We start from the raw sequence: 25,634 nt of genomic DNA on the forward strand, positions 1-25,634 counted from the left end.
ATCACCAAGGCCCGCGAGAGCATCCAGGCCGTCCGTCTCGCGGGCGTGCTTCCAGTCCTCCAACACATCCACCGGGTACTGGTCGCTGTTCGGGCCGTCGACCTCCTCGTGATGGGGATTGCAGAGCAGGATGAGGTTGTCGAAGCTGTTGCGCTCCCTCACGGACATGGTCGGCTCGAATCGCTTGCCGCCTTCTTCGAACGCACGGATGTGAGCGATCTCCAGGTTGAGCCTGGGTGTCCCGTTGATCATGCGAATGGTGGGGACGTTGCAGTTGGGCCAGTAGCACCCGCCGCGGGCTAACGTCATGAGCGCGGCGATCGTGGCGTTGCTGTAGTACCGGCGCGGCTTCTTGTCCATGGACCCCTCCCTCGTCTGATGCTTGGTCCGGGGACCGTACCGGTGACCACCGACAACGCCGGGTGCCGATGCCGCTCGATGGTTGGCTTCGAGCCATGCGCGTTGACGAAGCCACGCCCACCCTCTGATCTTTTATTTACCGACCAGTACGACTCCCAGGCGGTGCCGCACGTGTCCCCCGACCGATCCATGGCGATCCTCGTCCTGCTCACCGTGGCCCTGACGCTGTCTCTGGCCGCAGGCATTGCTGCCGCTGCGCTGACCCGATGGGACGGAACAACAGTCCCCGCAGCAATCACCCGCGGCGCCATCGCCTTCGGCAGCACGCTATCCCTCTGCATCGCTGGCATCGCACTCCTCCTCACAGCCAGGACATAGTCGCGGCAATCAAGCAAGGTGCGTAGTCAGGTCAGCGTTGAGCAGACGGATTAGGTCCTCCGCAGACACAGGCCGCTACAGCGGTTGCCCTGTGTCGAGCCGAATCTGCTTGAACGAAGGCCAAAAGCGGGCAACGGTCTCGTAATCCTTATCGACGTGAAGCACAGCCAGGTCTTCCACATGGGCCGTGGCCGCGAGTACGAGGTCAACGGGGCTACAGCAGCGGTGCGCCCCCTTGGCTGTCAGGGCCTCCTGCATGCTCCGAGCTGCGTCGTACACCTCCGGTCCAGGCGTAAGGGACTCAAACAGCTTGGCGAGCGAACCAATCAACTTGACGCGATCGCCAGCCTTCTGTGCGGAGTAGCAAATCTCAAACTCGATGAGCGGGATGATGCCGACCTCGCCACGAGCAATGACCGATCTCCACATCGGGTAGAGACCTGGATCCTGAAAGAAGCGGTGCACGGCAGATGTGTCGATCACATACTTGATCACTCGGCGGCCTCATCACCTGCGTCAAGTGCACCAGCAAGCGCCTCCAGGTCTTGAAGCACGGTGTCGACTGATTTAAGGGTGTCCTTGGCCTCATCATCCGGATGAGCACCCAGAGGCGAGTAATGAATCCGTAGGCGCTGGATCGCCTCACGCATTGCGCGAATATCCTTGTCAGTCACGCGATGCGCAGCCAGATCCATGGCAGCCCGCAGAAATGCCCCACTACCCATTGCCGGGTCGCTGATCTGCAGATTCTGGGCCGCAGAAAGAACTTCGGACGAGGGCAGATTCTCCAGCGCCGCCCTGACAAACGCTAGATTCCTGTCAAAGCCAGTCGCCAATGAGGGCGGGGTGTGCCACGTCAACTTAGCCGGGACGGGACCAGCCCTTTCAGGAGCTCGGGAAAGGCTCTTAAACTCCACCAGACCGAAGTCACGCTTCCCGACTTCGCTCGCAATCTCATACACAAGATCGACCGTGCCCTCCACCTGGGCACCCTCGACGGAATATGAAGCATCCTCTGATCCCACACTGGGAGCAGTCGCCCTGTACTTCTGTTTCTCGTCGAGGACATTCCAATCAAGGTCGCCGCCCCTCACCATGGCAGCCACCTCATCGATGGCTTCCTCGCGCTCTCCTCGTTCTGCGACCTCCCGCAAGGCTGCGTTGATGGTGTCCTTGATCGTGGACGTACCAAGACGTGCTTTGGCAGCCGCCAGAAGCTCGGGATCGACGTCCACCGTCGTCTTCGGCATCCGTCTACCTCTCGCGCTGAACTCTGGAGTATGGATGCCCACGGTACCGGGAGACATCTCTCACAGGTAGCTGGCCAAGCGCCTCAGCAGTCGGCCCTCAGCGCCCAAGAGGACCAGCCGGTCGCTGTCACACAGAGTCACCCTCGGCGGTGAGGCCTCCTTCGGCTCAACCAAACCTTCGCCCCTGCTCCACCGCAGTGGACAGCCGTCTCACCTTCCGTTGAACATGTCCGGACCCGCATAAGCGAGCACCATCAGGAACTGCGCCGGGAACCGGACGACACCCGCGCTGCGCGCGATCACCACGTGCCCGGACTCCAGGGGCTGCCGCAGCGCGTCGAGGGCATGACTGCTGAACTCGGGGGTCTCGTCCAGGAACAGCACACCCCGGTGGGAGAGCGACACGGCACCCGGGCGGGCGACGCCGGGGCCGCCGCCGACCAGGGACTGCATGGTCGCCGAGTGGTGCGGGGCGCAGTAGGGCGGGGTGTCGATCAGGGGCTTGCCCGGCGGGAGCAGACCCGCCACCGAGTGCACCGCGGTGACCTCCAGGGACTCCTCCCTGGCCAGCCGGGGCAGGATGGCGGGCAGCCGCTCGGCGAGCATGGTCTTCCCGGCGCCGGGCGGGCCCTCCAGGAACAGGTGGTGTCCGCCCGCCGCCGCAACCTCCACGGCCGTGCGGGCCGAGTGCTGGCCCACGACGTCGGCGAGGTCGTGTCCGCTGTCCTGCTGGGCCGCTCCGTTGCTGTGCATGGCCGTGGCCGCGCCGGTCCCGGGCACGCGCAGTCCGGCCAGCAGCGGATCGGGACGTCCCGGCTCGTCGGGCTCCTCGTCGGGGACGGGTTCGTCGGCCAGTACGGCGATGAGCTGGCGCAGGCTGCGCACGCCCAGCACGGAGACGCCCGGCACGAGGGACGCCTCTGCGGCGGCGCACTCCGGCACGACGACCTGCTCGTACCCGGCGCCCGCGGCGGCGAGGACGGCCGGGAGGATGCCGCGGACGGGCCGCACCCTGCCGTCCAGGCCCAGCTCCCCGATCATCACGATGTCGGCGAGGACCCGCGGGTCGATCCGTTCCGCCGCGCCCAGGACCGCGCAGGCGACGGCGAGATCGAAACCGCTGCCGGCCTTGGGCACCGAGGCCGGACTGAGCCCCACGGTCAGTTTGCGCTGCGGCCACTCGGCGCCCGAGTTCACCACGGCGGCCCGGACCCGGTCCCGGCTCTCGGTGAGGCTCTTGTCCGGCAGCCCCACCAGGGTGAAGGCCGCGACGCCGGGTTCCAGGTCGGCCTGGACCTCGACGACCACGCCCTCCACACCGACGAGGGCGACCGAGCACGTACGGGCGAAACCCATCACGCCACCCCCCGCACATGCTCGACGACGGGCGCGCCGCGCTCGGGGAGCAGGACGCCGACCACATCGATGCGGACATCGCCGGGCGGGGCCCCGCCGTGCGTCTGGATCCAGCGTTCGGCCAGGTCGCGCAGGCGTCGCGCCTTCTCCGGGGTCACCGCGGCCATCGGGTGCTCGAACCGGTCGCCCCTGCGGGTCTTGACCTCGCAGACGACCAGCGCGGCCCCGTCCCGGGCCACGATGTCGATCTCGCCGGTCCGGCCGCAGCGCCAGTTGCGCTCCAGGACCGTCATCCCGGCCTCGGCCAGCCGCCTGGCGGCCAGCTTCTCTCCGTACTTGCCGAGTGCACTGCGTGCGTTCATGTCGGCACCACCTCCGGCACCGACGATCACGCAACCTCCGCCAAGAAAAGGATCTTGGTGGATCACTCACCGCTTGTGGAAAACTCCGTCACCCGTCCGGGAGCCCGAGGCCGCCGAAACCGGATCACCCGCTCGGAAGCTCCAGATCGCTCTTGTTGAGCTCCTCGATGTTCACGTCCTTGAACGTGAGCACGCGCACCTGCTTGACGAAGCGGGCCGGCCGGTACATGTCCCAGACCCAGGCGTCCGCCATGGACACCTCGAAGAACACCTCGCCCTGGACCGAGTGCACCTGCATCTCGTAGTCGTTGGTCAGGTAGAAGCGCCGCTCGGTCTCGATCACGTATTTGAACAGGCCGACGACATCGCGGTACTCCCGGTAGAGCTTGAGCTCCATCTCGGTCTCGTACTTTTCGAGGTCCTCGGCGCTCATGGCATGTTCCCCTTCAGGCGTGCGATCCCACCATTGTGCGCCAGTCCCGCGAGCCCCTAGACGATTTCGGTGTCCAGGGTCACGGGCCCGGCCGGGGGACCTTCCGCGAGCAGCCTGCGCAGCAGCTCGGCGAGTCTGGTCGGATACACCGTCTCATGTGCCCGGGTCAGTTCCTGGCACGTCCACCAGCGCGCTCCGGCGACACTGCGCCGCTCCAGCTCGGTCAGCCCGGCGGCCGCGATCTCCGTCTGCGTCGTACGCGCCAGGTAGTACCACTCGTCCTGGTCCCAGCGCCGCCCGGCGAACGGGAAGGAGCACTGGCGCCGCCAGAGCACCGGGCCGAGTTCGACGTCGGTGATACCGGTCTCCTCGGCGAGTTCCCGCAGTGCGGCCTGTTCACGAGTCTCGTCGCCCTCGACACCGCCGCCCGGGGTGAACCACCAGTCGTCGGTCACGTCCTCCGGCTCGTGCCCGTGCAGCAGCAGGATCCGGTCCTCGGGGTCCAGCAGGACGACTCGGGCGACCTTGCGCAGCCCGCCCGTGTCCATGTGCTCAGCGGGCACCCGCGGACTCCGTCCTGGGGCGGGAGCGGCGGCTCAGCACCTTCGCCACCGGGCCGTACGCACCACCGCCGAGCACCAGCACCGCGCCCACCACGATCAGGGTCATCATCGTGCGCAGGGGGCCCGGCGAGGAGAGCGCGCCCAGCTTCTCGAACCCGGTGGGGCGCTCCAGCATGCCGTCCATCGGCCAGACGACGGCGTCCACCCGGCCGGTGACCGTGTTCTGCGACACCGTGCCGCCCGCGGCGTCCGTCAGATGCGCGGTGGAGTCCAGCGAGCCCTGCCGCTCGTCACCGAGCAGGAACAGCCGCCCCTTGGGCACGTTCACGGTGGGGAAGTCGGTGATCTCGGCGAGGCTGCCCTCGGGCAGATACGGTTCGTCGATCTTCTTGCCGTTGACCGTGAGCTTGCCGTCCGTGCAGCAGGCGACGGTGTCGCCGCCCACGGCCACCACCCGCTTGACCACGGGCGAGTTCGCCCAGTTCGGGTCCTTGAAGACCACGACGTCCCCGCGCCGCACGTCCGCCCCGTCGATCCGCTCGGCCAGCACCCGCTGACCGGCGTCGATGGTCGGCGTCATGGAGCTGGTGGGCACGGTGTACGGCCGGTAGACCACCGCCGCCCAGGCGAAGCCGCCCAGGAACAGCAGCAGGCCCAGCGCGACCGCGACACCGGACAGGCGCTGTCCGGCCTTGCTGCCCGCCGGGCCGTTGCCCCCGCCGCTCGGCGGGGCCGTACGTGTGGTGCTCTGACCGCTCATGGGTCCGCACCCTACCCGGGGGTACGCCCCCGGGTCAGCCCATGGCCGGGATCACTCCTCGCCCTGACGGGACCGCCGGCGGCGCCACAGGACGAAGGGCACCGCGCCGACGAGGCCGAGGGCGGAGGGCGCGGCGACCGCCGCCTGCGCGCTGAGGTTCTGGTCGAAGGTGTCCGGCACCGGCAGGCTGTCCCAGCGGTTGATCGGCCAGGCGACGACGACGGCGCGCCCGACGACCTCGTCGACCGGGACCATGCCCTTGTGGGCGTCCTGCTGGTTGTAGCGGGAGTCCCGGGAGTTCTGCCGGTGGTCGCCCATGACCCAGATGAAGCCCTCGGGGACCTTCACCTTGAACTGGCCGCCCTGGTCGTCGTTGCTGCACGGCGTGTTGCCTGGGTAGATGTACGACGACTCGTTCAGCGCCTTGCCGTTGACCTTCAGCGGGCCGGTGCCCTTGCACTCGATCGTGTCACCGCCGACCCCGATGACCCGCTTGATCAGGTCCTTCTCCTCGGAGGACGGCATCAGGCCGATCCAGCTGAGGAAGGTCTGCAGGGCGTTGGGGTCCGGCGTGGGCTCGCCGGCCAGCCAGTTGTCCGGGTCGTGGAAGACGACGACCTCGCCGCGCTCGGGCTCGGAGCCGAACCACGGGGTGAGCTTGTCGACCAGCACCCGGTCGCCCTGCTGGAGGGTGTTCTGCATCGAGTCGGACGGGATGGAGAACGCCTGCACCAGGAACGTCTTGATCAGCAGCGCCAGCACCAGCGCGATACCGATCAGGATGGGCAGCTCCTTCCAGAAGGAGCGTGGCTTCTTCGCCGTGGGGGTCGAGTCGCCCGGCCCCTGTCCGTCCGTGCGGCTGTGCTCCCCGGCCGCCGTGCCCTCGTCGGTCCGGCCGGATTCACTCCCGGAGGACCCGGCGCCGTCCGCGCCAGGGGCGGCCGCTTCCACGGGGCGTCCGTGGTCCTCGCCGTCCTGCCCGGATCGTGCGCCTACCGCCACATCCCCCACGCCAACTCCTTACTCCGTGCCGCTGCCTGCCCCAGAGGCGACGCAGGCCCACCACTCCCATAACGAGCGGGAGTTCCGCAGGGCTCGGGAGTCGGACGGTTCCGATCGAATCGTTCTGGGCAACCCTATGCGACAGTTCGGGAGCCGCGGTCGACCCGGGCACCGAGTCGGTGACGGATGCATACGTCTTCGGTTCGTCCAGGGTGCCCCAGCGGCCGAAGGGCCAGGCGATGACCATGGCGCGGCCCACCACCTCGTCCTCGGAGACGGTGCCGCCGTTCTGGTCCTGGTGGGCGCGGGAGTCGGCGGAGTCGGCCCGGTGGTCGCCCATCACCCACAGGCGCCCCTCGGGCACCGTGATGTCGAACTGGGTCTGCGAGGGGGCGTTGCCGGGGAAGAGGTAGTCCTCCTGGAGGGGGACGCCGTTGACGGTGACCCGGCCCTGGGCGTCGCAGCACCTGACGCGGTCGCCACCGACCCCGACGACCCGCTTGATGAGGTCCTTCTCGTCCTCCGAGGGCAGCAGACCGATGAAGGTGAGACCCTGCTTGATCTGCTTGATGACGACCGGGTCGTCCTTCTTGGGCGTGGTCTGCTCGTCCTGCAGCCAGCCGCCCGGGTCCTTGAAGACCACCACGTCCCCGCGCTGCGGCTTGGAGCCGAACCACGGGGTGAGCTTGTCGACCAGGACCCGGTCGCCGATCTGGATGGTCTGCTCCATCGAGCCGGACGGGATCACGAACGCCTGGACGAGGAAGGTCTTCAGCACCAGCGCGATCAGCACCGCGACACCGACCAGGAGCGGGATCTCCTTGACCGCGCTGCGCCTGCGGCGGCGCTTGACCTTGCGCTGGAGCTTGCGGCGCTCCGCGCGGGTACGGCCGGCACCCGGTGCGAAGGCGCGCCGGGAGCCGGTGGGCAGGAGGTTCTCGGCGGGGCTGGCGGCCATCCCGCGCGGTTTTCCGCGGTTACCCATGCGCACCGTCCGGCTCGGGCACGCGCGCGTAGGCGTCCGGGCGCTCCAGGCGCGTCCAGTGGTCGGTGGGCCACACGATCCAGTCGGCGCGGCCGATGACGTCGTCGACGGGGATCATGCCGCCGCCCGGGGAGCCCAGGTGGTCGCGCGAGTCGCTGGAGGCGCCGCGGTGGTCGCCGAGGACGAAGAGGGTGCCGTCGGGCACGACGACGTCGAAGGACACGCTGGACGGTTCGTCCCCGGGGTACAGGAACGCCGACTCGTCCACCGACCGGCCGTTCACCTGGATCCTCCCCTCTGTGTCACAGCAGACCACATGGTCTCCCCCCGTACCGACAACGCGTTTGATGTAGTCCCCGTCCCCGAAATACCCCGTTCCGTCGAAGACGACGACATCGCCGCGCCGGGGCTGGGCACCGAAACGGTACGCCAACTTATTTACGAGAACGCGGTCCCCGATCCTCAATCCGCGTTCCATTGATCCGCTCGGGATCTGGAACGGCTGGACCACGAACACGCTCAGGAGCAGCAGGAAGAGCAGACAGAGCAGCAGGGTGAGGGTGATCCGCCCGCCGGGCAGCCAGGCCGCGACGCGCCCCGCCAACGCGAAACGCGACCGTCCCTCCGGCCCCCGCGGTTCCGAGGCGTGCTCGGTTGCGGAAGGGTCGGAGGAGCGGTCGCGCTCCGTGTGCTGTGCTTCGGTGTCCATCGGGGCCAGATGCTATCCGGCCCCGCCGTGACGTACCGAAAACGCTCAGCTCTCGCGCTTCTCCTTGATCTTCGCGGCCTTGCCGCGCAGCTCACGGAGGTAGTACAGCTTGGCGCGACGCACGTCACCCTTGGTGACGAGCTCGATCTTCTCGACGATCGGGGTGTGCACCGGGAAGGTGCGCTCGACGCCGACCGAGAAGGAGACCTTGCGGACCGTGAAGGTCTCGCGGACACCGGCGCCCTGGCGACGGATCACCACGCCCTTGAACTGCTGCACACGGGAGCGGTTGCCCTCGATGACGCGGACGTGGACGTTGACGGTGTCGCCCGGACGGAAGGCCGGGATGTCGCTGCGCAGCGACGCGGCGTCGACGGAGTCGAGCAGGTGAGACATTTCGTCTGCTTTCTTCGCCCATGCCACAGGTCATAGGCGGGAGGAGGTTTCCAGAGGATGCCGTGCGTGTCGGGGCGGGCGTCGTGTCCCCCTGTGGCAGGGGCGCACGCCGGACAGCGCACAACAGCGACCTATTCTTCCACGGGGTCGAGCCGACGCCAAAATCGGCCGTACGGTTCGCCTTCGGGATCGGGTGCCCAGCCCAGGATGGAGAGCATCTCGCGGTCCTTCTTGTCGAAGGCCTTCGGGTCGCAGCGCTCGATCAGGTCGGGGCGGTTGGCGGTGGTGCGCCTGAGGGCCTCGTCGCGCCGCCAGCGGGCGATCTTCCCGTGGTGCCCGCTGAGCAGCACCTCGGGGATGCCTCGGCCGCGCCACTCGGGGGGCTTGGTGTAGACGGGCCCCTCCAGCAGGTTGGCCATGGCGCCGGGGGCGAAGGAGTCGTCGCGGTGGGACTCGGCGTTGCCGAGGACGCCGGGCAGCAGCCGGGCCACGGCCTCCGTGATGACCAGGACGGCCGCCTCGCCGCCGGCCAGGACGTAGTCGCCGATGGAGACCTCGTAGACCGGCATCCGGGTGGCGTACTCGTCGATGACCCGCCGGTCGATGCCCTCGTAGCGGGCCGGGGTGAAGATCAGCCAGGGGCGCTCGGAGAGCTCCACGGCGAGTTCCTGGGTGAAGCGGCGCCCGCTCGGGGTGGGGACGATCAGCGCGGGCCGGTGGGAGCCCGTCTCGTAGCCGTCGGCGAGGACGGAGTCCAGGGCGTCGCCCCAGGGCTCGGTCTTCATGACCATGCCGGGCCCGCCGCCGTACGGCGTGTCGTCGACGGTGTTGTGCCGGTCGTAGGTCCAGTCCCGCAGGTCGTGCACCTGGACGTCGATGCGGCCACGTGCGCGTGCCTTGCCGACCAGGGAGACGTTCAGCGGTTCGAGGTACTCGGGGAAGATCGTGACGACGTCGAGGCGCATCAGGACTCGTCCCCGGACTGCGTCGCGGAACCGGACTCGGGCGCGGAACCGGACTCGGGCGCGGAGCCGGACTCGGCGGCGGTCTCCCGCGTGGAGGCGACCTCGGCCCGGTCGTCGATCAGCCCGGGCGGCGGATCGATGACGGCCTTCTGCTCGGCCAGGTCGATCTCGGTGACGATCTCCTGCACGAACGGGATCATCACCTCGCTGCCGTCGGGCCGCTCCACGATGAACAGGTCCTGCGAGGGCAGGTGCGAGATCTCGGTGATCCGGCCGACCTCGGTGCCGTCCTTTGTGACCACGTCGAGGTCCATCAGCTGGTGGTCGTAGTACTCGTCCTCCTCCTCGGGCAGCTCGTCGGGGTCGACGTCGGCGATGAGGAGGGTGTTGCGCAGCGCCTCGGCGGCGGTGCGGTCGCGTACGCCCTCGAAGCGCAGCAGCAGCCTGCCGCTGTGCACCCGGCCGGTCTCGATGGTGAGGGGACCCACGGAGGCGGGGTCGGTGGCCAGTACGGCGCCGGGGGCGAGCCTGAGTTCCGGCTCGTCGGTGCGTACCTCGACGGTGACCTCGCCCTTGATGCCGTGGGCGCGGCCGATCCGGGCGACTACGAGCTGCACTTTTCGAGAATCTCCTGTCGGACGTACGACTGCGGGCCGGGGACGGCACAGTGGCCCTCCCCGGCCCGAGCCGGTGTTGCGTTCGGCGTCAGCGGACGTGGTCCACGTCGACGAGGTCGACACGGACACCGCGGCCGCCGATGGCGCCCACGACGGTGCGCAGAGCGCGGGCGGTACGGCCGTTGCGGCCGATCACCTTGCCGAGGTCGTCGGGGTGGACCCGGACCTCCAGCACGCGTCCGCGGCGCAGGTTGCGCGAGGCCACCTGCACATCGTCAGGGTTGTCGACGATGCCCTTCACGAGGTGCTCAAGCGCCTCTTCGAGCATGCTGCTCAGGCCTCGGTCGACTCGGACTCGGCGGCCGCCTCGTCCTTCTTCTCAGCCTTCTTCTTCTGGGTGATGGCCTCACCCTTGCCCTCGTCGTCGCCCCCGAGGGACTCGAACGACGGGCGCGCCTTCTTCGGCTCGGCGACGAGCAGCGGAGCCGGGGCGGGCTCGCCCTTGAACTTCTGCCAGTCACCGGTCTTCTTCAGAATGGCGAGGACGGGCTCGGTCGGCTGCGCGCCGACACCCAGCCAGTACGCCACGCGCTCGGCGTCCACCTCGATGACCGACGGGTTGTAGGTCGGGTGGTACTTGCCGATCTCCTCGATCGCACGACCGTCACGACGGGTACGGGAGTCGGCGACGACGATGCGGTAGTGAGGCGAACGGATCTTGCCCAGACGCTTCAGCTTGATCTTGACTGCCACGGGAGTGGATTCTCCTGGATTTGACGTGGTTGGGCACGGCGAGTCAGCCGCGTGGGGTTGCGGTACCCGAGTGCCCGATGGACGCGTCAGCCGGAGGAGAGAGGGGTCCTGTGCGGCTGTCGAGTACAGCTAGCCATTGTGCCACACCCCGGACGCGGCCTCGGACCGAGGGGCGCGGCGGGCATGCCTGAGCGGCACCCGGCGTGGAGGTGACCGACGACGGGTGCGCGGCACAGCGTGTCGGGGTGCCGCGCGCACGGCACCCCGGCCTCGCCCACCGCACCGGCAGCCACGAGTTGCCGGTACGACGGGTTACGCGGCGCCCGCGACCTCCGGGATCCGGAACGGCTTGCCGCAGCCGCCGCACACGATCGGGGCCTGGGCCAGGACCGAGGGGACGACGCGCACATTGCGGCCGCAGTCGCAGACCGCCTTGACGCGTACGCCGCCGCCGGACGAGCCGTGCCGGGCCGCCGGTCCGCGGAAGGTGCGGGCGGTGTCCGCGGAGGTGGCCGCCGTGTGCGCCTTCAGGGCCCGCTGGAGGCGCTCGATCGTCGGCCGGTAGCGGCGCTTGGCCTCGGCGTTGAGCGTCACCAGCGAGAACCCGCTGCTGGGATGCGGCTCGTCGGGGTGGTCCAGGCCCAGCTCCTCGGCGATCGCGAGGAATCTGCGGTTGTGGTAGCGGCCGGCCCGGGAGGTGTCGCGCACTCCGCGGGCGGCGGCGATGCCGTGCACCGCCTCGTGGAGGAGGCGCTCGAAGGAGAGCTCGTGCCCGCACGCGGACGACGACTCCCCGATCAGGGACTCTGGCGCGGCAAGATCGGGCAGCTCGGGGTGGTGCCGCTGAATGTCGGCCCACGCCTGTGCCAGCTCTGCGGCGAGAACAGGTGGTGTCTGTGTCGTGCTCACGTAATGACAACGAGCCGGAGTGCCCGTGTGTTCCGATTCCGGGCCATCCCAAATAATTTGCACGTACCCGTCAGTTGCCACTGATGCGTCCCGACGAGGGCGGGTGCGCTGATCTGCGGATAACCCTCGCAGCTCAGGCCAAGCCGGTGCGTAGTCTGACGTACGCACCGGCGCGTAGGCCGTCTCCGTGCGCCGGGGTGCGAGTGTCACGCCGGAACGCAAGAGCCCTTTCGGTCGCTCTCGCGTCTGCCGTCCCGTATCAGTAAGCGCGCGCGACGATCGCGACGTTACCGGGCGCCTTGTCGTCGTCCGGCACCGACCCGTCCTCGGCGACCAGACACCGTACGGTCACCGCGTGCTCGGCGAGCCGCGCCTCGCCCTCTTCGCCGAGGTCGGCCCAGGGAATGCGGGCCCAGCCGGTGGCCGCCGCCTCCACCGCCTCCTCGATCGTCGACACCTCGGCCGTACGCGACTCGCGACGCTCCCGGGACTGCCGCAGCAGCAGCGCCTGGTCCTCCTCCAGGAACCCCGGAACCAGCTCCGCCAGCGCGTCCACCGCCACCGGCTCCTTGCCGCCCGGGATGCGGCGCGCCACCATCGCGGTGCCGTTCTCCAGGTCCCGCGGACCGACCTCGACGCGCAGCGGCACGCCCTTGAGCTCCCAGTCCACCGCGCGCCGCCCGAACGGCGTGTCCGTACGGTCGTCGACCTGGACCCGGATGCCCGCGGCCTTCAGCCGCTCGCCGATCTCGCGGACCTTGGCCAGAACCGCCTCGTCGCCCTTGATCGCCAGCACGACGACCTGGATCTGCGCCAACCGCGGCGGGACCCGCAGACCGTTGTCATCCCCGTGAGTCATCACCAGGGCGCCGATCATCCGCGTGGTCGAACCCCAGGAGGTCTGCCAGACCAGTTCCTGGCGGCCCTCCTTCGACAGGTACGAGGTGTTGAACGCCTTGGCGAAGTTCTGGCCCAGCTCATGGCTGGTCGCCATCTGCAGCGCCTTGCCGTCGCCCATCATCCCTTCCAGCGTCAGGGTGTTGATGGCGCCCGCGAACCGCTCCTTGACCGTCTTGCGGCCGGGCACGACGTCCATGGCGAGGACGTTCACCATGAAGTCCTCGTACACCTGGCGATGGATGTGCGCCGCGAAGTCCCGGGCGTCCTCGTAAGTGGCGTGAGCCGTATGGCCCTCCTGCCACAGGAACTCCGTCGTCCGCAGGAACAACCGGGGCCGCAGCTCCCAACGCACCACGTTCGCCCACTGGTTGATCAGCAGCGGCAGATCCCGGTAGCTCTGCACCCACTTCGCGAAGTAGTCGTTGATGATCATCTCGGAGGTGGGGCGGACCACCGCCGGCTCCTCCAGCTCCTTGCCGCCGCCGTGCGTCACCACCGCCAGCTCGGGCGCGAAACCCTCGACGTGGTCGGCCTCCCTGACGAAGTACGACTGCGGGATGAGCAGCGGGAAGTACGCGTTCTGGGTGCCCGTCTCCTTGATGCGGGCGTCCATCTCCGCCTGCATCCGCTCCCACAGCCCGTACCCGTACGGTCGGATCACCATGGTGCCGCGCACCGGCCCGTTGTCGGCCAGCTCGGCCTTGTTGATCAGATCCTGGTACCAGCGCGGGAAGTCGTCGGCCCGCGGGGTGAGAACGGGTGCTTTTGCCATGGCGCGATCGTACGGGCCCAGGTTGCCGGAATGTGAATTCTCGCCACAGACGCTCCCCGGCCACAAGCAGGGCCCGACAACCCCTGGACGCCGGGTCGAGCGCGGAGTTACCTGACATACGGGGGGAGAGCGAGCGCACGTCACGGGGGCCAAGGAAACGGGCACATCAGCAACTCTCGGCGGATTGGGGCGCTTTCGATGACACCTACGCTCGTGCGACACCACCTGTCCCACGCGGGGCCCGCGGCCCGTGTGGACCTGTGGGCACGCGCGCGTGACTGGTCCGAGATCCAGGAGCGGATGCTCGTCCCGCTCTACGAGGCCGTCTACGAACGGCTCGAAGTGGGCCCCGGCACCCGGCTGTTGGGCCTCGGCTGCGGCTCCGGGCTGGCCCTGGTGATGGCCGCCGCGAGAGGCGCCGCGATCACCGGTGTCGAACCCTCCTCCCCCGAGCGGTTCGCCCTCGCCCGGCAGCGCCTGCTCCCCGACGCCTGGGACGCCCGCGCGCGTGAGGCGACCCGGTTGGTGCACGGCAGCCCCACGGACGCGGCCGACGCGGAGACGCCCGCGTACACCCTGGTGACCGCCTTCGAACCGATCGGATGCCGCACGGGCGACGCGGAAGGACTCGGCGAACTGCTTCAAGGGGCGAAGCCGCTCGCCGAGCGCGGAGCGGCCGTGGTGCTGGCCGGCTGGGGTCCGCCGGAACGCTGCACCACGGCGTCCGTGCTGCACGCCACCACGGGACCGGCCGAGCCGGTACGCGCCTCCTGCCGCGACGACCTGGAGCGGGTCGTCCAGGAGGCCGGGCTGCGCCCCGACGGCTCCGGACGGGTGGCCTGCCCCTTCGGCTATGCCGACCTCGACAGCGCGGTCCGCGGACTGCTGTCCACCGGACTGTGCGACCCGGCCCTCGCCGTGAGCGACCCGGCGCAGGTGGAGAAGGAACTCACCGAGGCGCTCCACCCCTACCAGCGCCCCGACGGCACCGTGTGGATGCCCAACGTGTTCCGGTACCTGATCGCCCGCGTCCCCTGACCCGACGCCCCCCGAACGCGCCGAGGGCGCCCCTGCCGGAACAGGGACGCCCTCGGGCGGGGCCGGAGCTCAGCCCATGAACTTCTTGAACTCGTCCGGGAGCTCGAAGTCCTGACCGGCCTGCTGGCCCGGCAGCCCGAAGGCGTTGCCGCCCTGGGCCGCGGCCGCGCGCCGGGCGGCCTCCTCCTGCTCCTGCTGCTTGCGCTTCATCGGGTTGCCCGAGCGCTGCTTGCCCTTGGCCTTCTTCGGCTGCTTCTTCGTACGGCCGGGACCGCCACCCATGCCCGGCATCCCCGGCATGCCCGGCATACCGCCGCCCTGGGCCATGCGGGACATCATCTTGCGGGCCTCGAAGAACCGCTCGACCAGGTTCTTCACGGCGCTGACCTCGACACCGGAACCCTTGGCGATACGGGCGCGGCGCGAGCCGTTGATGATCGTCGGGTCCTGGCGCTCGGCCGGGGTCATCGACTTGATGATCGCGGCGGTGCGGTCGACATCCCGCTCGTCGAGGTTGTTGATCTGGTCCTTGATCTGCCCCATGCCGGGCAGCATCCCGAGCAGCTTGCTGATGCTGCCCATCTTCCTGACCTGCTCCATCTGGGCCAGGAAGTCGTCCAGGGTGAAGTCCTGGCCCTTCTTGGACGCCAGCTTGGAGGCCATCTTGGCGGCCTCTTCCTGGCTGAAGGTCTTCTCCGCCTGCTCGATCAGGGTGAGCAGGTCACCCATGTCGAGGATGCGGGAGGCCATCCGGTCCGGGTGGAACGCGTCGAAGTCGTCCAGCTTCTCGCCGTTCGACGCGAACATGATCGGCTTGCCGGTGATCTGCCGGATCGACAGGGCGGCACCACCGCGGGCGTCACCGTCGAGCTTGGAGAGCACCACACCGTCGAAGCCGACGCCGTCGCGGAACGCCTCGGCGGTGTTGACGGCGTCCTGACCGATCATGGCGTCGACGACGAAGAGGATCTCGTCGGGGCTGACCGCGTCCCGGATGTCCGCGGCCTGCTGCATCATCTCCTGGTCGATACCCAGGCGGCCGGCGGTGTCGACGATGACGATGTCGTGGACGCGGGACTTGGCGAAGTCGATGGAGTCCTTGGCGACCTTCACCGGGTCGCCGACGCCGTTGCCCGGCTCCGGCGCGTACACCGCGACCCCGGCGCGCTCGGCGACGACGCTGAGCTGGTTCACGGCGTTGGGCCGCTGGAGGTCACAGGCGACCAGCAGCGGGGAGTGGCCCTGCTCCTTCAGCCACCGGCCGAGCTTGCCCGCGAGGGTCGTCTTACCGGCACCCTGCAGACCGGCCAGCATGATCACGGTGGGCGGCTGCTTGGCGAAGCGCAGACGGCGGGTCTCGCCACCGAGGATGGTGACCAGCTCGTCGTTGACGATCTTGAGAACCTGTTGCGCGGGATTCAGCGCCTTGGAGACCTCGGCACCGAGCGCACGCTCCTTGACGTTCTTGATGAACGTGCGGACGACGGGTAGTGCCACGTCCGCTTCGAGGAGGGCGATACGGATCTCGCGCGCGGTGGCGTCGATGTCCGCCTCGGAGAGCCGTCCCTTGCCGCGCAGGTTCTTGAAAGTCGCTGAGAGGCGATCGGAGAGAGTATCGAACACGGCGCTCGCGGTCCTCGGGGTCGGTGGCAGCTGGGAATCGCCCTCAAGGGTATCCCGGCGACGGGACTCGCCGGGATCCCCGTTCAGCCACGCAGTGTCTCCTCCAGCTTCCGGGCCACCGCCGCCGCCTCCTCGCGGGGCAGGGGGTCGCCCTTGGCGCCGGTGACGTAGAACGCGTCCACCGCGTTGGCGCCGAGGGTGCTGACATGGGCGCTGCGGACCTGTACCCGGGCGTCCTCCAGGGCGCGGCCGATGCGGAACAGCAGGCCGGGGGCGTCCTGGGCGCGTACCTCGATCACCGTGGCCAGGCGGGAGGCGGCCGGGTGGACGGTGACGCGGGCGGGCGGGGCCACCACACCCCGGCGCCGCGGATACGCCGCGTCGCGTTCCGCGAGGCGTCCGGCGATGTCCAGGGTGCCCTCCAGGGCGCGGACCAGGTCGGCGCGCAGGCGGGCGGCCTGCGGCAGGGAGCCGTACTCGGCGGCAACCCGCCAGTTCAGCAGCAGGACCGAGCCCTCGACGCCGTCGGGGAGGTCCATGGCGCGCAGCTCGGCGGTGCGGACGGTCAGGCGGTGCATGGCGAGGACGCCGGCCACGGCGGGCAGCACGCCGGGCTGGTCGGGTACGGCGATGAGCAGCTCGACGCCGAGCGGCTCGGGGTCGCCGGAGGGCTGGTCGTCGGCCGGGGGCTCGGTCTGGGCGCGCAGGGCCAGTACGGGGCTGCCGGTGGCGACCGACTCGATGGCGAGCCGTTCCTGCTCGGCGGTCGGCGCGGCGGCCTCTGGCTCCTCGGGGATGTCCCCGGCGAGCAGCGCGGAGACGCGTTTGACCAGGTCGGCGACGAGGGAACCGCGCCAGGTGGACCAGGCGGCGGGCCCGGTGGCCAGGGCGTCTGCCTCGGTGAGCGCGTGCAGCAGCTCCAGGGTGCCCTGGGTGCGGACCGCGTCGGCGACCGAGCGGACGGTGGCCGGGTCCTCCAGGTCGCGCCGGGTGGCGGTGTCGACGAGCAGCAGGTGGTGCCGTACGAGGGTGGCGAGTACGGCGGCGTCCTCGCGGTCGAAGCCGATGCGGGCGGCGACGTCGCGGGCGATGATCTCGCCGGCCACCGAGTGGTCGCCGGGCCAGCCCTTGCCGATGTCGTGCAGGAGCGCGGCGACCAGGAGCAGGTCGGGGCGGTGCACGCGGCGGGTGAACTCGGAGGCGCGCACGGCCGTCTCGATCAGGTGCCGGTCGACGGTCCAGATGTGCACGGCGTTGCGCTGGGGGCGGCAGCGCACCCGCTCCCAGTCCGGCAGCAGGCGGGTGATCAGGCCCTCGGCCTCCAGCGCCTCCCAGACCTCGACGGTGGGGCGGCCGGAGCCGAGCAGGGTGACGAGCTGTTCGCGGGCCTCGGCGGGCCAGGGTGTGGGCAGGGGGCGGGTGGTGGCCGCGAGGCGCCGTACGGCGTGCAGGGAGAGGGGCAGTCCGGCCTGGGCGGCGGCGGCCGCGGCGCGCAGGGGGAGCACGGGGTCGCGTTCGGGGCGTGCGGCGCGGGCGAGCACCACCTCGCCGTCCTGTTCCACGACGCCCTCGGCGAGCGGTGAGCGCTCCGCGGTCTGCTTGCCGCCGCCGAGCATGGCGCGCAGCCGGGGCCGCACGGCGCGCGAGCGCAGCACGCGCTGCACCTCGCGCCAGGTGACGTCGCTGGCGTAGGAGATGACGCGGGCCGCCTCGTACACCTGGCGGAGCAGGGTGTCGGCGTCCAGCAGGCCCATCTCGGCGGCAACCTGGTCCTGCTCCTGGAGCGCCAGCCGGTCGGTGGCGCGTCCCGTCGCCAGGTGCAGGGCGTCGCGTACATCGAGCAGCCGGCGCCGGGCGTCGTCGAGGCCCTCGCGCGGGGCGTCGGCGAGCCAGGAGGCGGCGACGGCGCGCAGGATGGTGGCGTCGCGCAGGCCGCCGCGGGCCTCCTTGAGGTCGGGTTCGAGGAGGTACTGCAGTTCGCCCTGGCGCTCGGCGCGTTCGGTGGCCAGTTCCAGCAGTTCGGGCAGGCGCCTGGGCGCCTGGTTGCGCCAGTCGGCCAGGACGGCGGTGCGCAGTGAGGCGGTCAGGCCGAGGTCGCCGGCGATGTGGCGGGCGTCCAGCAGTCCGAGCTGGACCTTGAGGTCCTCCCCCGCCGTCTTGCGGGCCTCGGCGGGGGTGCGTACCGAGTGGTCGAGGGCGAGGCCCAGGTCCCAGACCGGGTACCAGATCCGGTCGGCCAGGGCGGCGACGGCGTCCGCGTCGCCGCCGTCGTGCAGCAGGAGCAGGTCCAGGTCGCTGCGCGGGGACAGCTCGCCCCGGCCGTAGCCGCCGACGGCCACCAGGGAGACCCCGCGCATGCCCTCCGCCCCGGCGGCGAACAGACCGGTGAGCCATTCGTCGGTCAGCTCCGCGAGGGCGGTACGGCGCGGCGGCCCGGACCGCGCCCCCTCGGTGAGGAGGCGCAGCCGGGCCGCCGCGTAGCCGCTGGGTCCCGAGTCATCTGCTTCTTTCCGCATGTCCGTACTCGTCACCCGGCGACTCCCGTCTTTACTTCTCTGCTTGCTTCCGTTCAGAGCGCGTCGGGGCCGCGCTCGCCGGTGCGGACCCGGACGGCCGTCTCGACCGGCAGGGACCAGACCTTGCCGTCACCGATCTTGCCGGTTCGGGCGGCCTTGACGATGACGTCGATCAGCTGCTCGGCGTCGTCGTCCTCGGCCAGGACCTCGATGCGGATCTTCGGGACCAGGTCCACGGTGTACTCGGCACCCCGGTAAACCTCGGTGTGGCCGCGCTGCCGGCCGTAGCCGCTGGCCTCGGTGACCGTCAGGCCGTGCACTCCGAAGGCCTGGAGGGCTTCCTTGATCTCGTCGAGCCGGTGGGGCTTGACGACGGCGGTGATGAGCTTCATGCGTCAACCTTCTTGTTGTCACCGGCCGGGGCGCTCGGCGCGGGCGTGGCGGAGGAGGAGGAGATGTGGGATCCGGCCGCGCTGCTGAAGTCGTATGCAGTCTCCGCGTGGGCGGCCTGGTCGATGCCCGCGATCTCGTCGTCCTCGGAGGCACGGAAGCCGATGGTCTTCTTGATCAGGAAGGCCAGGATCCAGGTGACCACGAAGGTGTAGCCCATGACCGCGAAGGCACCGATGGCCTGCGAGAGGAACTGGGCGCCGCCGCCGACTCCGTTGATGGCGAGGAAGCCGACCATCAGGGTGCCGATGAGGCCGCCGACGAGGTGGACGCCGACGACGTCCAGGGAGTCGTCGTAGCCGAGCTTGTACTTGAGGCTGACGGCCCAGGAGCAGACCGCGCCGGCGACGACACCGATGAGCATGGCGCCGAAGGCGTTGACGTGGCCGCCGGAGGGCGTGATGGCGACGAGACCGGCGACGGCACCGGAGCAGGCACCGAGGGTGGTGAAGGCGCCGTGGCGGATGCGCTCGTAGACCAGCCAGCCGATGACGGCGGCGGCGGTGGCGATCTGGGTGTTGACCGCCATCATCGCGGTGGTGCCGTCGACGCCCAGCTCGGAGCCGGCGTTGAAGCCGAACCAGCCGAACCACAGCATCGCGGTGCCGAGCAGGACGAGCGGCAGGTTGTGCGGCCGCATCGGGTCCTTCTTGAAGCCGACCCGCTTGCCGACCACGAGGACCGCGGCGAGGGCGCCGATACCGGCGTTGATGTGGACCGCCGTACCACCGGCGAAGTCGATGATGACCGGGTCGAGCTGGGCCAGCCAGCCACCGCCCCAGACCCAGTGGGCGACCGGGAAGTAGACCACGGTGACCCAGAGGGCGATGAAGATCATCCAGGAGCTGAACTTGACGCGGTCGGCGAGGGCGCCGCTCATCAGGGCCGCGGTGATCACGGCGAACAGCATCTGGAAGAGGACGAAGGCGAAGACGGAGATCTTGTTGCCGGTGAAGCTGTCCATCGTGCTGCCGGCGTTGATGCCCTTCAGCCCGATCAGGTCGAGGTTGCCGATGAAGCCACCGACGTCACCACTGAAGGCGAGGGAGTATCCGTACAGCACCCACAGAATGCTGACGATGCCCAGCGAGATGAAGGACATCATCAGCATGTTGAGGACGCTCTTGGAGCGCACCATGCCGCCGTAGAACAGGGCCAGGCCAGGCGTCATCAACATGACGAGCGCTGCACTGATCAATACGAATCCGGTATCTGTGCCGTTCAATGCCGGTATCTCCTCGTCTTGGATACGGCCCCGTGCGGGCGAAGCCTGAGCGGATTGAGGGGTGGGCCGGTTATGCGCCATGAGATTGACGCAGCGCGGTTTCGGTAGAAGCCCCTCGTTGTTTCGCCGCCGTGACGAAGGCACCGTGTGTGTTACGCGTCGATGAACTGCCGGATTGAGGCGGTCTCGATCGTTATCGTGGCGCAACCTTCGCAGGAAGGTATGGACCGGCCGCGGGCGGCCTTCCGATGACCTGGCATGGGGGAGCCGAGTCGGGCAGTTCGGGAGGGCCGGCCGCGGCCGGGGTTCATGGGGTGATCAGACGGCTTCCGCGGTCTCCGGGAGCTCCACGGCGAGCCGGTCGGTGAGGTCGACGATCTCGTGGACGTCACCGAAATCGCGTACGGCCGTGTCGACCGTTTTGCGGATACGGGTGTTGACGCGCTCGGAGCGGACCTTCTTGGCGATCCGCATGGCGTCGGTGGCGTACGCCGCGCTGCGCTCCGGCTCGCGCTGGAGGAGGTGGACGGTGGCCATGCCGATGAGGTTGAGGGCGTAGGAGCGCTGGTGCTCGCCGTCCTGGGCGAAGAGGTCGACGGCCTTGGTCATCAGCGGTTCGGCCAGGGAGGCGTAGCTGGGGCTGCGGCCCGCGACATAGGCGAGGTCGCGGTAGGAGTGGGAGTTCTCTGCGTACAGCTCGGCCTCGGAGAAGAAGCGGATCCAGTCGGGGTCGGGCTCGTCCCACTCCCCGGCCTCGGTGAAGGTGTCCTCGGCCATGCGCACCGCGCGCTTGCACTTGCCGGGCTGGCCCATGTTGGCGTAGGCGCGGGCCTCCATCGCATACAGCATGGCCTGGGTGCGCGGGCTCGCGCAGTCGCGGCTGCCGTACTGGGCGAGGTGGATCAGTTCCAGGGCGTCGTCGGGGCGGCCGAGGTGAATCATCTGGCGGCTCATGCTGGACAGCACGTAGGAGCCGAGGGGGCGGTCGCCGGCCTCCTTGGCGGCGTGCAGCGCCAGGACGAAGCACTTCTGGGCGGTGGGCTGGAGGCCGACGTCGTAGGACATCCAGCCGGCCAGTTCGGCGAGTTCGGCGGCGACCTTGAAGAGTTTGCGGGAGGTGGTCTCGGGGTGGGGTTCCTGGAGCAGGTCGGTGACCTCGTGGAGCTGGCCGACGACCGCCTTGCGGCGCAGGCCGCCGCCGCACTGGGCGTCCCACTGGCGGAACATCACCGTGGTGGACTCCAGCAGGTCCAGCTCGGGCTTGGAGAGCCGGCCGCGGCGGAGCGGGGCGGGGGGCTCGGGTTCGCTGCGGGGGGCGGACGGGGCCGGGACCAGCCAGCGCTGCATGGGTTCGATGAGGGACGGGCCCGCGGACAGGCCCAGCGAGGTCCCGAGGAAGCCGCGCCGCGCCAGCATCAGGTCGCTGCGCGAGAACTCGCTGAGCAGGGCCACGGTCTGCGGGCCCGTCCAGGGAAGGTCCACGCCGGACACCGAGGGTGACTGACGGGCGGCGCGCAGGCCGAGGTCCTCGACGGAGACGACACAGCCGAACCGCTCGGAGAACAGCTCGGACAGGATCCGCGGGATCGGCTCGCGCGGGTTCTCGCCGTCCAGCCAGCGGCGGACCCGCGAGGTGTCGGTGGAGATGTGGTTGGCACCCAACTGACGGGCCCGGCGGTTGACTTGGCGGGCGAGTTCGCCCTTCGACCAGCCGCTGCGCACGAACCAGGACGTGAGCAGTTCGTTCGGGCGTTTGTCAGCGTTCGTAGCGTTCGTGCCGCTTCCGCTGGTGCCGCTCACTGGAAGCCCCCATCCCTTGGACCACTTGTCACCGAGTGCGCCAAGCCCTATCAGAATGCCGGTAAATACGGCCGCCCGTCCGGGAGTTCTCACCCTTCGAACGGAAAGCCGAGTTGCCTCCGGCATACCCACGAGTGCATGTGCCCCCGGGAGTCGTGCACTCAAAGTAATCCTACGATCACCCGTCCAGCCATGGCGTTCGCGGAAACGCCACCATTCGCCACCCCTTCGAATGAACTCACGGACGGCTCCGCACGATTCACTTGACATAGACAGACCGGGAGTGGGCGGAGCGATGCACCCAGGGGCGCGCACCGTCGGGCGCACGACCCGGGATGCTTCCGAGCGCCGCCTGGAATGCGTGGAGGCGGGCCCGGAAGAGCGCAGGGTGAACACAGAGGGTCACGTTCCGCATCCGCGTCGTAACCACCGGCGCGCCGGGCCCGTTGGAGGGGGCATGGGCTTCACGATCGCCGGCATCCGCGACATCCGCTCCGGCACGCGCCGACGCGGCCGTTCGTCGGAGTGCACCGCCGTCGCCGAGTTCACCGGTCTGTGGGGCTGGGACGTGGTGCCGGGCGCGCGTGCGGCGGCGGGCTCCTGCTCCTGCGGCCGCGCGGACTGCCGCACCCCGGGCGCCCACCCCCTGGACTTCGCCCCCGTGGTCCCGGCGGGCGCCACCCTCGACGAAGTGACCCGCGCCTGGGCGGAGTTCCCGGGCGCCGCGGTGATGCTGCCGGTCGGCGGCGCGTTCGACGTGATCGAGGTCGCCGAACCGGCCGGGCGCCGCGCGCTGGCCCGGCTGGAGCGGATGGGCCTGCCGGTCGGCCCGGTCACCGCCACCCCCGACGGCCACGCGCACTTCTTCGTCGCCCCCGGCGCCGCCGCCGAACTCCCCGAGCTGCTCTACCGCATGGGCTGGGACGACCCGGCCTCCCTGAGCCTGCGGGGCCTGGGCCCCGGCGACCACATCACCGCCCCGCCGTCCGACCGCGGCGGCCTCGGCCCGGTGCGCTGGCTGCGCTCCCCCGACCTGGACTCGGCTACGAAACCCCCGGCGGCCCGCCTGCTGCTCGGCACGCTGGCGTACGTGGCGCACCGCTCGCGCGCATAGCGTTTCCCGTACGTACGACGAAGCGCCCGCCCCCCGGTCGGACCGGGAGGCGGGCGCTTCGCACGGATGGGTATGCGGGTGTCACTCCCCGATAAGGGCGTCAACGAACGCCTCCGGCTCGAACGGGGCCAGGTCGTCCGCGCCCTCGCCCAGGCCGACCAGCTTGACCGGCACGCCCAGCTCGCGCTGGACGGCGATCACGATGCCGCCCTTGGCGGTGCCGTCCAGCTTGGTCAGCACGATGCCGGTGATGTCCACGACCTCGGCGAAGACCCGCGCCTGCACCAGACCGTTCTGTCCGGTCGTGGCGTCCAGCACGAGCAGCACCTCGTCCAGCGGCGCGTGCTTCTCCACGACCCGCTTGACCTTGCCCAGCTCGTCCATGAGGCCGGTCTTGGTGTGCAGCCGCCCGGCGGTGTCGATGAGGACGACGTCGGAGCCCAGCTCCTTGCCCTCCTTGACCGCGTCGAACGCGACGGAGGCCGGGTCGCCGCCCTCGGGGCCGCGCACGGTGTGGGCGCCGACCCGCTCGCCCCAGGTCTGGAGCTGGTCGGCGGCGGCGGCACGGAAGGTGTCGGCGGCACCGAGGACGACGCTGTTGCCGTCGGCGACCAGCACCCGGGCGAGCTTGCCGGTGGTGGTGGTCTTGCCGGTGCCGTTGACCCCGACGACCATCACGATGCCGGGCTTGCGGTCCTCCGGCTCGGTCCGCACGGTGCGGTCCATGTCGGTGCCGACCAGCTTGAGCAGCTCCTCTCGCAGCAGGCCGCGCAGCTCCACGGGGGTGCGGGTGCCGAGCACCTTCACCCGCTCGCGCAGGCCGTCGACCAGCTCCTGGGTGGGCTGCACACCGACGTCGGCGGTGAGCAGGGTGTCCTCGATCTCCTCCCAGGTGTCCTCGTCCAGGTGCTCGCGCGAGAGCAGCGTGAGCAGACCCTTGCCGAGTGCGTTCTGGGAGCGGGAGAGCCGGGCGCGCAGCCGCACCAGGCGGCCCGCGGTGGGCTCGGGGACCTCGATCTCGGTCGGCGGGAGCTCCTCGACGACCGGTGGTTCCTCGACGGCGACCCCGGTCGAGCCGTCGGGTAGGTCCACCTCCTCTATCGTCCGGCGCGGCTCGTCGCGCGGCGTCTCGGCCTCGTCGCCGACGTGCGGCTCGGCCGGAGGGGCGGTGATGTCGGGGGCTGCGGGGGGCGGCGGGGGCAGCTGCTTCTTGCGCCGGCTGCCGACGACGAGCCCGCCGAGCGCGCCGAGCACGACCACGGCGATGACTACAGCAAGGATGACGATGTCCATAACGGGTCCAGTATCAGCCATGGAGTACGACGACACCGCTCTGGATGTCTGACACACCGTCAGCTAACGTCCTCCCCCACACCCGCCCGGTGAAGGGGGACCCCCATGCCCGTCACGGTCGTCCGCTTCAACCTCGTCGCGCCCGGCGCGACCCCCGCCGAGCTGTCCGCGCGCTACAGGGCCGCCCTGGAGATGGCCGCGTACGCCGACGAGCACGGCGTGACCACGGTCCAGACGGAGGAGCACCACGGCGTCGACAACAACTGGCTGCCGTCCCCGTTCGCCTTCGCGGCGGCGGTCTTCGGCGCCACCGAGCGGATCGCGGTCACGGTGTCGGCGGTGATCGGCCCGCTGCACGACCCGCTGCGGCTGGCCGAGGAGGTCGCCGTACTGGACCTGATCAGCGGCGGCCGTCTGGTGACGGTGGCCGGGATCGGGTACCGCCCCGAGGAGTACGCCCTGTTCGACGTGGACTGGAAGCGGCGCGGCAGGCTCCAGGACGAGCTGCTGGAGACCCTGCTGAAGGCGTGGACCGGTGAGCCGTTCGAGTACCGGGGCCGTACGGTACGTATCACTCCGCGCCCGTTCACCGAGCCGCACCCGCTGCTGCTGGTCGGCGGCTCCTCCAAGGCCGCCGCACGCCGGGCCGCCCGGCTCGGCCTGCCGTTCTTCCCGAGCGCGCACCTGCCTCAGCTGGAGGCGTACTACAAGGAACGGCTGACCGAGTACGGCACCGAGGGCTGGACGATGATGCCGGCCGCCGAGACGCCGCTGCTGCACGTCACCGAGGACCCGGACCGGGCGTGGGCCGAGTACGGCGGGCACTTCCTGCACGAGGCGCGCACGTACGCCTCCTGGCAGTCCGGGGACATCCGCTCGGCCGTCCGGTCGGCGGCGACCACGGTGGAGGAGCTGCGCGCGGAGGGCGTGTACCGGATCGTGACGCCGGACGAATGCGTGGCGCTGGGCCTGGACAACCTGGTCCTGCATCCGCTCGCCGGCGGCATGCCCGAGAATGAGGGGTGGCGCAGCCTCAGGCTGTTCTGCGAAGACGTACTGCCCCGGCTCACCTGACCTGAACCGGGGCAGTACGCGTCCCCAAAGG

At 70.0% G+C, this 25,634-nt stretch carries 27 protein-coding genes and 1 pseudogene; 4 read left to right on the forward strand and 24 right to left on the reverse strand.

The window, feature by feature from the left end; genetic code table 11:
• Positions 1-360 (reverse strand): HNH endonuclease (locus GA0115233_RS22755; RefSeq protein ID WP_369691378.1); only part of this gene is annotated, 360 nt, incomplete at its 3' end.
• A 42-nt stretch (positions 361-402) separates the two neighbouring features.
• Here GA0115233_RS22755 and GA0115233_RS40680 point away from each other — a divergent pair.
• Positions 403-738, forward strand: coding sequence for a hypothetical protein (locus tag GA0115233_RS40680; protein ID WP_141689557.1), 336 nt, complete (start codon positions 403-405; stop codon positions 736-738).
• 75 nt (positions 739-813) lie between these two features.
• Here GA0115233_RS40680 and GA0115233_RS22760 read toward each other — a convergent pair whose 3' ends face one another.
• From GA0115233_RS22760 to proS, 17 genes and pseudogenes are all read right to left on the reverse strand, one after another.
• Positions 814-1,233 carry a PIN domain-containing protein gene (locus GA0115233_RS22760; protein WP_093722133.1) on the reverse strand — a complete coding sequence of 140 codons (420 nt, stop codon included), beginning with the start codon at positions 1,231-1,233 and terminating at the stop codon, positions 814-816.
• Positions 1,230-1,988, reverse strand: coding sequence for a hypothetical protein (locus tag GA0115233_RS41145; protein ID WP_176711905.1), 759 nt, complete (start codon positions 1,986-1,988; stop codon positions 1,230-1,232). Before GA0115233_RS41145 ends, GA0115233_RS22760 begins: the two co-directional genes overlap by 4 nt.
• Before the next feature lie 243 nt (positions 1,989-2,231).
• Positions 2,232-3,344 (reverse strand): annotated as a pseudogene (locus GA0115233_RS22770) (YifB family Mg chelatase-like AAA ATPase); the annotation flags it as partial.
• Positions 3,344-3,706, reverse strand: a complete 363-nt coding sequence (locus tag GA0115233_RS22775; protein WP_176711906.1) for a YraN family protein — start codon at positions 3,704-3,706, stop codon at positions 3,344-3,346. The gene GA0115233_RS22775 and the pseudogene GA0115233_RS22770, both read right to left, overlap by 1 nt.
• Before the next feature lie 124 nt (positions 3,707-3,830).
• On the reverse strand, positions 3,831-4,139 hold the full coding sequence (locus GA0115233_RS22780; protein ID WP_003993268.1) for a DUF2469 domain-containing protein: 309 nt from the start codon (positions 4,137-4,139) through the stop codon (positions 3,831-3,833).
• Positions 4,140-4,195: 56 nt separating this feature from the next.
• On the reverse strand, positions 4,196-4,687 hold the full coding sequence (locus GA0115233_RS22785) for an NUDIX hydrolase (RefSeq protein WP_093722179.1): 492 nt from the start codon (positions 4,685-4,687) through the stop codon (positions 4,196-4,198).
• Positions 4,688-4,691: 4 nt separating this feature from the next.
• Positions 4,692-5,462, reverse strand: a complete 771-nt coding sequence (gene lepB, locus GA0115233_RS22790) for a signal peptidase I (RefSeq protein ID WP_093722135.1) — start codon at positions 5,460-5,462, stop codon at positions 4,692-4,694.
• A 51-nt stretch (positions 5,463-5,513) separates the two neighbouring features.
• On the reverse strand, positions 5,514-6,473 hold the full coding sequence (lepB, locus tag GA0115233_RS22795) for a signal peptidase I (RefSeq protein ID WP_093722136.1): 960 nt from the start codon (positions 6,471-6,473) through the stop codon (positions 5,514-5,516).
• On the reverse strand, positions 6,364-7,449 hold the full coding sequence (gene lepB / locus GA0115233_RS22800; RefSeq protein WP_093722137.1) for a signal peptidase I: 1,086 nt from the start codon (positions 7,447-7,449) through the stop codon (positions 6,364-6,366). Before lepB (GA0115233_RS22800) ends, lepB (GA0115233_RS22795) begins: the two co-directional genes overlap by 110 nt.
• Positions 7,442-8,158, reverse strand: coding sequence for a signal peptidase I (gene lepB, locus GA0115233_RS22805; protein WP_093722138.1), 717 nt, complete (start codon positions 8,156-8,158; stop codon positions 7,442-7,444). The genes lepB (GA0115233_RS22800) and lepB (GA0115233_RS22805) overlap by 8 nt, the downstream gene beginning before the upstream one ends.
• Before the next feature lie 45 nt (positions 8,159-8,203).
• Positions 8,204-8,554, reverse strand: a complete 351-nt coding sequence (gene rplS / locus GA0115233_RS22810; protein ID WP_093722139.1) for a 50S ribosomal protein L19 — start codon at positions 8,552-8,554, stop codon at positions 8,204-8,206.
• A 131-nt stretch (positions 8,555-8,685) separates the two neighbouring features.
• A complete protein-coding gene (trmD, locus tag GA0115233_RS22815) occupies positions 8,686-9,519 on the reverse strand; it encodes a tRNA (guanosine(37)-N1)-methyltransferase TrmD (protein WP_093722140.1) in 834 nt (277 codons plus the stop codon).
• Entirely contained in the window at positions 9,519-10,136 is a 618-nt protein-coding gene (gene rimM, locus GA0115233_RS22820; RefSeq protein ID WP_093722141.1) for a ribosome maturation factor RimM, read from the reverse strand. The genes trmD and rimM overlap by 1 nt, the downstream gene beginning before the upstream one ends.
• An 88-nt stretch (positions 10,137-10,224) precedes the next feature.
• The gene (locus GA0115233_RS22825) at positions 10,225-10,464 is read right to left on the reverse strand and encodes an RNA-binding protein (protein WP_003973401.1); all 240 of its coding nucleotides are present in this window, start codon (positions 10,462-10,464) and stop codon (positions 10,225-10,227) included.
• A gap of 5 nt (positions 10,465-10,469) precedes the next feature.
• A complete protein-coding gene (rpsP, locus tag GA0115233_RS22830) occupies positions 10,470-10,889 on the reverse strand; it encodes a 30S ribosomal protein S16 (RefSeq protein ID WP_093722142.1) in 420 nt (139 codons plus the stop codon).
• 312 nt (positions 10,890-11,201) lie between these two features.
• On the reverse strand, positions 11,202-11,798 hold the full coding sequence (locus tag GA0115233_RS22835; protein ID WP_093722143.1) for a hypothetical protein: 597 nt from the start codon (positions 11,796-11,798) through the stop codon (positions 11,202-11,204).
• A gap of 259 nt (positions 11,799-12,057) precedes the next feature.
• Entirely contained in the window at positions 12,058-13,470 is a 1,413-nt protein-coding gene (gene proS / locus GA0115233_RS22840) for a proline--tRNA ligase (RefSeq protein ID WP_093722144.1), read from the reverse strand.
• Between the two features lie 198 nt (positions 13,471-13,668).
• Here proS and GA0115233_RS22845 point away from each other — a divergent pair, with 198 nt between their 5' ends.
• The gene (locus tag GA0115233_RS22845; RefSeq protein WP_093722145.1) at positions 13,669-14,508 is read left to right on the forward strand and encodes a class I SAM-dependent methyltransferase; all 840 of its coding nucleotides are present in this window, start codon (positions 13,669-13,671) and stop codon (positions 14,506-14,508) included.
• A 69-nt stretch (positions 14,509-14,577) separates the two neighbouring features.
• On the opposite strand, the gene ffh is transcribed toward GA0115233_RS22845, so the two are convergent.
• The 5 genes from ffh to GA0115233_RS22870 form a co-directional block, all read right to left on the reverse strand.
• Positions 14,578-16,131, reverse strand: coding sequence for a signal recognition particle protein (ffh, locus tag GA0115233_RS22850; protein ID WP_093722146.1), 1,554 nt, complete (start codon positions 16,129-16,131; stop codon positions 14,578-14,580).
• An 83-nt stretch (positions 16,132-16,214) separates the two neighbouring features.
• A complete protein-coding gene (locus GA0115233_RS22855) occupies positions 16,215-18,662 on the reverse strand; it encodes a [protein-PII] uridylyltransferase (RefSeq protein ID WP_093722147.1) in 2,448 nt (815 codons plus the stop codon).
• A gap of 38 nt (positions 18,663-18,700) precedes the next feature.
• Positions 18,701-19,039 carry a P-II family nitrogen regulator gene (locus GA0115233_RS22860; RefSeq protein WP_003997576.1) on the reverse strand — a complete coding sequence of 113 codons (339 nt, stop codon included), beginning with the start codon at positions 19,037-19,039 and terminating at the stop codon, positions 18,701-18,703.
• The gene (locus tag GA0115233_RS22865) at positions 19,036-20,322 is read right to left on the reverse strand and encodes an ammonium transporter (protein WP_093722148.1); all 1,287 of its coding nucleotides are present in this window, start codon (positions 20,320-20,322) and stop codon (positions 19,036-19,038) included. Before GA0115233_RS22865 ends, GA0115233_RS22860 begins: the two co-directional genes overlap by 4 nt.
• A gap of 318 nt (positions 20,323-20,640) precedes the next feature.
• Entirely contained in the window at positions 20,641-22,122 is a 1,482-nt protein-coding gene (locus GA0115233_RS22870; protein WP_093722149.1) for a transcriptional repressor NsdA, read from the reverse strand.
• Positions 22,123-22,579: 457 nt separating this feature from the next.
• Here GA0115233_RS22870 and GA0115233_RS22875 point away from each other — a divergent pair, with 457 nt between their 5' ends.
• A complete protein-coding gene (locus GA0115233_RS22875) occupies positions 22,580-23,236 on the forward strand; it encodes a bifunctional DNA primase/polymerase (RefSeq protein WP_093722150.1) in 657 nt (218 codons plus the stop codon).
• Between the two features lie 81 nt (positions 23,237-23,317).
• Here GA0115233_RS22875 and ftsY read toward each other — a convergent pair whose 3' ends face one another.
• A complete protein-coding gene (gene ftsY, locus GA0115233_RS22880) occupies positions 23,318-24,529 on the reverse strand; it encodes a signal recognition particle-docking protein FtsY (RefSeq protein WP_093722151.1) in 1,212 nt (403 codons plus the stop codon).
• Positions 24,530-24,634: 105 nt separating this feature from the next.
• On the opposite strand from ftsY, the gene GA0115233_RS22885 reads away from it, so the two are divergent.
• The gene (locus GA0115233_RS22885; protein ID WP_093722152.1) at positions 24,635-25,603 is read left to right on the forward strand and encodes an LLM class flavin-dependent oxidoreductase; all 969 of its coding nucleotides are present in this window, start codon (positions 24,635-24,637) and stop codon (positions 25,601-25,603) included.
• The last annotated feature ends 31 nt before the right edge of the window (positions 25,604-25,634 follow it).

This window comes from Streptomyces sp. DI166, assembly GCF_900091315.1.
GTDB lineage: Bacteria > Actinomycetota > Actinomycetes > Streptomycetales > Streptomycetaceae > Streptomyces > Streptomyces fuscus.